General features: G+C 39.9%; 5 protein-coding genes and 1 pseudogene. 2 read left to right on the top strand and 4 right to left on the bottom strand.

The features are described from left to right. From V7K89_RS08100 to V7K89_RS08085, 4 genes are all read right to left on the bottom strand, one after another. On the bottom strand, positions 1-2,356 hold a 2,356-nt coding region (locus V7K89_RS08100; protein ID WP_335186023.1), incomplete at its 3' end, for an NB-ARC domain-containing protein. After that, a complete protein-coding gene (locus tag V7K89_RS08095; RefSeq protein WP_335186021.1) occupies positions 2,353-3,582 on the bottom strand; it encodes a hypothetical protein in 1,230 nt (409 codons plus the stop codon). The genes V7K89_RS08095 and V7K89_RS08100, both read right to left, overlap by 4 nt. 180 nt (positions 3,583-3,762) lie before the next feature. Beyond that, the gene (locus V7K89_RS08090; RefSeq protein WP_335186018.1) at positions 3,763-3,921 is read right to left on the bottom strand and encodes a hypothetical protein; all 159 of its coding nucleotides are present in this window, start codon (positions 3,919-3,921) and stop codon (positions 3,763-3,765) included. A 327-nt stretch (positions 3,922-4,248) separates the two neighbouring features. Further along, complete coding sequence (locus V7K89_RS08085) at positions 4,249-4,545, bottom strand: hypothetical protein (protein ID WP_335186016.1); 297 nt, start codon at positions 4,543-4,545, stop codon at positions 4,249-4,251. A 154-nt stretch (positions 4,546-4,699) separates the two neighbouring features. Between V7K89_RS08085 and V7K89_RS08080 the strand changes: the two are divergent. Both V7K89_RS08080 and V7K89_RS08075 read left to right on the top strand, forming a co-directional pair. Then, positions 4,700-4,837, top strand: a pseudogene (locus V7K89_RS08080) (IS4 family transposase); the annotation flags it as partial. Positions 4,838-5,105: 268 nt separating this feature from the next. Continuing rightward, a partial coding sequence (locus tag V7K89_RS08075) for a DUF1761 domain-containing protein (protein WP_335186014.1) occupies positions 5,106-5,290 on the top strand: 185 nt, incomplete at its 3' end.

The raw sequence follows: 5,290 nt of genomic DNA, 5'->3' as shown, positions 1-5,290 counted from the left end.
AAATTGGCAGTGCTTGCTGATAGCATTTAATCGCCTGCTCATAGTCTTGTTTTTGACCCTGTAAACTGTAGGAATGACCCAAATTGCACAAAGATCCTGCTTCTTGCTGACGGTCACCAAGTTCTCGTGCAATAGATAGAGACTCCTGATGGTACTTAATTGCCTGCTCTGAGTTGCCTATGTAAACGTAAAGACTACCTAACGTAATAAATAAATCCATCAAATCCTGTTGACTTAGTTGTTCGGTAAAAAGTAGTCGCTTCTCCATCAATTTTTCATACCTATCAACCAAGATTGAGTAGTAACCCCATGCACTAACAAACTGAGCAAAGTATCTTAGAAGACGGTAGGCTTTGGCATATTCTTTTAGTTGACACAAATGATAGAAAGCTTCTAAGTATTCTGTTACATCTTCTATGGTTTTCTCTAAAGATAGTTCTTTTCGATGTGAGATATAGTAATTGAATGCTTCCCAGTGTGCAGGAGTTAAATCCTTAGATTGCTCGTCGATGACTTGGTGGACGTATTCCTCTACAAAAAGCTGAAAAAGGTATTTTCCATCTTCAGTTTTCAGCAAGAAAGAACAGCTAAACAATTCCTGTAGGTGCCGATCGTTCTTTTTCTCATCTGAGGTCAACATACAACGTGCTGCCTCATTGCTAAAAGGTTGTCGGTAGACACTCAAGTTTAACAAGAAATCTTTTTGATTTTGGTTCAAGCGCTGAAAGTGCTTTTTTAAAATCCATGATAAACACTTGTCTGGGTTTTCCCAGTTGGGTCTTTGTCCGTTATCAACTAATTGAAACTGCTGTAGTCTTAATTCCTGGACACAATTTAATTGATTGTTGCAATATGCCCGTAAATACTGGGCTACTAGCTCTAAAATCAGGGGGTGACCATCAACAGAATTAACAAAAGCTTCCAGTTCTGCGGTTTCTTTTTCGGGTGAAGATCCCTGAATTTGAAATTTTCTTAATAGTTTGACACCATCACTGATTTTCATCCCTTTTAAGAGATACCACCAAGATTCTGGTTGAAACAGAATAGGCTTTACTTGGGTTGTCAGTAAGACAGTACTCTTACGTCCTTGTTTTAGCCAACTCTCGAAAAATTGTTTATATCCTGAGTCTTGCCATTGCCGCGATTTATTCAGCAGGGTTTCTAGGTTATCCACCACTAGCAAGTACCGACGCTCGTTTAGACAATTGAGCAAGTCATTTACCAACTCGTTGATATCTCCTCGGTCAGTTACTTGCCCACCGAATTTAGTTATTATCTTCTCAGCAAAGACAGTAAAATTGGTATTTAGGCTAACATTTGCCCAAAATTTACCTTCAAAGCCAGCTTTATCAGTTTTCTCATAAAGATAAACGGCTAAAGTTGACTTCCCGACACCACCAAAACCTTGGATGCCAATGGTCTTAACCTCTGTATTCGCCAGCCAAGTTTGCAATTGGTTAATATCATCTTCTCTTCCAACCCAATTGTCTAAATTTAGTGGAGTTGTAATCAGAGTGGTGGAAGTAGCACCGGAACTTTTAATTGGAGAGTTTACCCATTCTTCTTCACTTCCATCCAACTTATGAACCCAAAAATAGACTGGTTTTTGTGTACTCTGTTCGGTTACCTTTTTGGTCAATTCGGCCAGATCGGCGGGTAAAAAACAACCTTCTCTTAGTTGCTTTAACTCATTCATAACAACGCTTGAAAAACTGCCAGAGCCTGCCTTATTATCATTAATTGCTGCTTCATCCTCTGGTGAGGCAAACAACACGAATTGTTCATTTCTACTCTCTCGACCATTTGGAGTGAAATCGTCTGTGCTTGACTCCCATTTAAGTATGAGATCGTGTTCGTGACCAACAGAGATTGCACAAGTATCAATAAAGTATATCTGTGTAGCAAAGCCTTTGTTCTGGAAGGAGGTTTTCAGTGCTTCTGTGAGTGACTTAATGTCAAGGCTTTTGCAGTTCTCGTTGTCAGTGTCGCTATACCAGAGTATACGTCTTGTGTTCTTCGAGTTAACTTTGTAACCGTGCCCTCCCCAGAACACATACAGCAACTCACCGACCGCATTTTCGCCTAGCAATTTACTGATAACTATATTGTATATATTTTTTCCATTAGCAGCCTGTGCTTTTATGTTTCTCCTATTCAATAAATCCCTATTTTCATTCAAAGGGGACACAAACAAATATATATTTTCTGATTTGACTCCTTTATCAAGAAGCCAATTAGCAAACTGTATAGCATCATTTGCAGGTCCATTCAGATTCCAGTCTGAACCGGCGGTATATTTTTCAATTCCTACAACCAGTGCATAAGTTTTTTCAGGGTTAATATGAGGATTTGTCATGGTAACTCCCGTAAAATGGCATTCCATGTCGCATCGTTATACCAGTAAGCTCCATGAGAATTTGGAAAGGATTGCTGGTTATCAACTTGAACATCTATTATTTTTCTAGCAAATAACTTGTCGCGCTCGCCAACATAACTCAGCAGATCCCGTAAGTCATAAATATTCAACCATTTCGGAAAGTTCTCTGGTAGAGACTCTCCGTAAGATAAACTTTGCAATGCATCAATCTCATATAAAAATGGAGCCTGTGAGCCAACTGTAATTAATAAGTCAACCTTCGGTTGGTTTTCTAACTCATTCTTCGGTTGGTTCTTTAACTTATTAACCAGCAAGTCTACACAAGCAATACCTCCTAAGCTATGAGCAAGCAGAACGACAGGAGAGTTCGCATTCGCTTTTTCGACTTGATCCCAAATAAATTCGCGAATCTTTTTTCCCTTTGCTTGATAGAGGAGGATATCTCCACTAAACTCAAAGGAGAAATCAATGAACATTTCTCGATTTCCCTGCAAATACTGACCTCCCAAATTTACAAGAAAATCCTTTACGTAATTCCCGAACTGTCCTCGTGATTGGGTATCTTGGGTTAATTCTTTATTGATCAAGTCTACAATCTGATTTCGTAAGTGTGGATTAAACAGAATTGGAGTATTAATCCATTGCTGATTGCACAAACTTATCACCTCGGCTACAATTGCTCTAGCGATCGCTGCATAATATTCATCCAAAGATCCTGATGCTTTTTCCAACAACCTGGCATATGACTGTGACTCTATAACAGCCTGGTGAGATTGGTCGAATACCTCCTTAGCAATCCCAGCCTTTTTAATTTCAGTTTGTAGGTTGGAGGAAGTAGTTAACTGTTCTACTCTCTTTTTTAGTTGCTGTGATGGAGTCAGCTGTCCTGGTCGTGGAACAGCAGGTATCCCTTGAGAGATTTTTGATGATAAAATTTGAATTTCAAATAGTGGTTGTTTATACAAATAATCCCAAAGCCGAACCCGATAATCTTCGTTGCTGTTTGACTGACTCCTTGCTGAATCATAATTAGGAATTGACTCACGAGCAGCATTAAACTTTGCTCCATAAGCTTCACCCCAAGAACAGGGAACTAGCTTGATATCTCGTTTAAAGTTATTGAAAGTTTCTTCAATGTGCAGAAATGTAGATGCATACACAGCTTCTCTCACTCCCGTTCCATGTACAAAGATTACCGTAGTCATATATTCTGCTTCAGATCCTTTGATTCAGCACGATGCTTATGATTCAGCACGATGAGCTATGTTAATTATTTCATTTACGTCCTCTGGGCTTTTTTTAGGAATTCGGCTTAACCTATCAGTCTATGTACTAGTACACGTTGGCGTAAGTTTTGTTCCCATCTCACAACTTAATTTTGACCATTAGTTTGAGTCGTAAAAAATGGGATCTCTATTTACGCCGTGCGGTACTAGTTGAGCAAATGTATCAGAAACCCACTTAGTTAAAGCTTTTTCACCTTCTTTAATTGCCTCTGAGAAAAATAAACAGACAATTACTGCTGCCGTTAGAGGTTCTACCATCAGCTTGCACTTAGATTCAATAGTAACACTGTAATATACAACCTTACTGCACAATATTTCGGATTTTTAGGTGCATTTATAAAATTACGAGTATTCAGGGGTAAAAAGGGTTATGAGTAAAAACATCATCAAATCGCTCACACCATCTTTGAAAGCATGGAGGCATGGCTGCGGGAGTCGTTTCTTTCATCAGCTTACTTTAACGTGAAAGCTGTGCTATTTAAGCATTATAGTCTTTTTTACCTTCTTGTTTTGTTTAAGTCCCGTTAAAAAATAAATGGCAGGCGGCAGTGCAGGCAAATTTTTTGAGAAATGTCAATCGAGGGTTTACCCTGAGGGAAGCCGTTCGCGCAGCGTCTCCAAGAGTTGGGTTTTTTGGGCAACCCGTACATCTAATTCCACTGTCTGTGTCAGGCACAGCGATCGCTGTTGATCGGTGGGTAGCGATCGCAAAGGGGGCTGAACGAAAACAGCGATGCCGAACGCGAGTGCGTCTCCAAGAGTTGGCGGCAAGGGGAGCAGCACTGCATCAAGGACAATCGTCTGCCCGATGCCGACATTGTTCAATAGCTTTAAAAACTGTAGCGCATATCCTGCAATGCTCAGAGCTTTTCTTAGTGCCATTCAGGTCAGAAACCATGTAAACTGATAATTGTCATCAGGGTGCAAACGGCAAAAATGCAACTCAAAGAATTCTGATTATTTGTGCCGAATGTAGAATCAGGTACGGTGTTTAAAGCCTTACAAACAGCAATTCCATCATCAAAGATAGAACAAGCGATCGCTGATGTTTCAAGTTGCCCAAAGCGCTGAAATTTCCCCTCTACGATTAAGTTTTACCGGAACGCTGAATGTGGTGCGCCGTGCTATCCCGAAGTTTCAACGTATTGAGCCAGAAGAAATACCTTTTTTTTGACCTGGCTTGCGTGTGAAATTCTTGACGAACAGATACCAGAACGCGTTCGCGTCGGGTCTGGCACAGAAGGAAGAACTAACCCGCTTGTAAAAAAAACTAGAGCTAAATTTCCCTCCAAGAAACCAATACACAAAAGAATCGCAAAAATTGAGACACTCTTCTTCTCTGTATACAACACTGCTTAAACCTTAACCGAACCGTATTGGGGTTGTCATTGCGCCACTCTATACTGCTGATACATTCTTAAAAGTAGAGGAAATATAGAACAATGATTAATGTAATTTCAGATTTAAATTGGTTTGGCGTGCTACTTGCTTTTGTTGCATACTTTTTTCTTGGTGCTCTTTGGTTTACGTTTCTGTTCAAAAAACAGTATACGATTTCATTGGGGAGGGAAAATGATCTTCAACAAAGTTTGGCCCCCATTTTCTTTATAGGTCCGGCACTGTGCAC

Origin of the sequence: Nostoc sp. (genome assembly GCF_036917515.1) — a bacterium.
Lineage (GTDB): Bacteria > Cyanobacteriota > Cyanobacteriia > Cyanobacteriales > Nostocaceae > Nostoc.
The sequence above is the reverse complement of the archived record's forward strand: the minus strand, read 5'-3'. Positions and strand labels throughout refer to the sequence as shown.

What these genes read in the sequence shown, in the direction of transcription:
- V7K89_RS08095 (WP_335186021.1), bottom strand. Translation starts at nt 3,582, where the DNA reads ATGACTACGGTAATCTTTGTACATGGAACGGGAGTGAGAGAAGCTGTG.
- V7K89_RS08090 (WP_335186018.1), bottom strand. Translation starts at nt 3,921, where the DNA reads ATGGTAGAACCTCTAACGGCAGCAGTAATTGTCTGTTTATTTTTCTCA.
- V7K89_RS08085 (WP_335186016.1), bottom strand. Translation starts at nt 4,545, where the DNA reads ATGGCACTAAGAAAAGCTCTGAGCATTGCAGGATATGCGCTACAGTTT.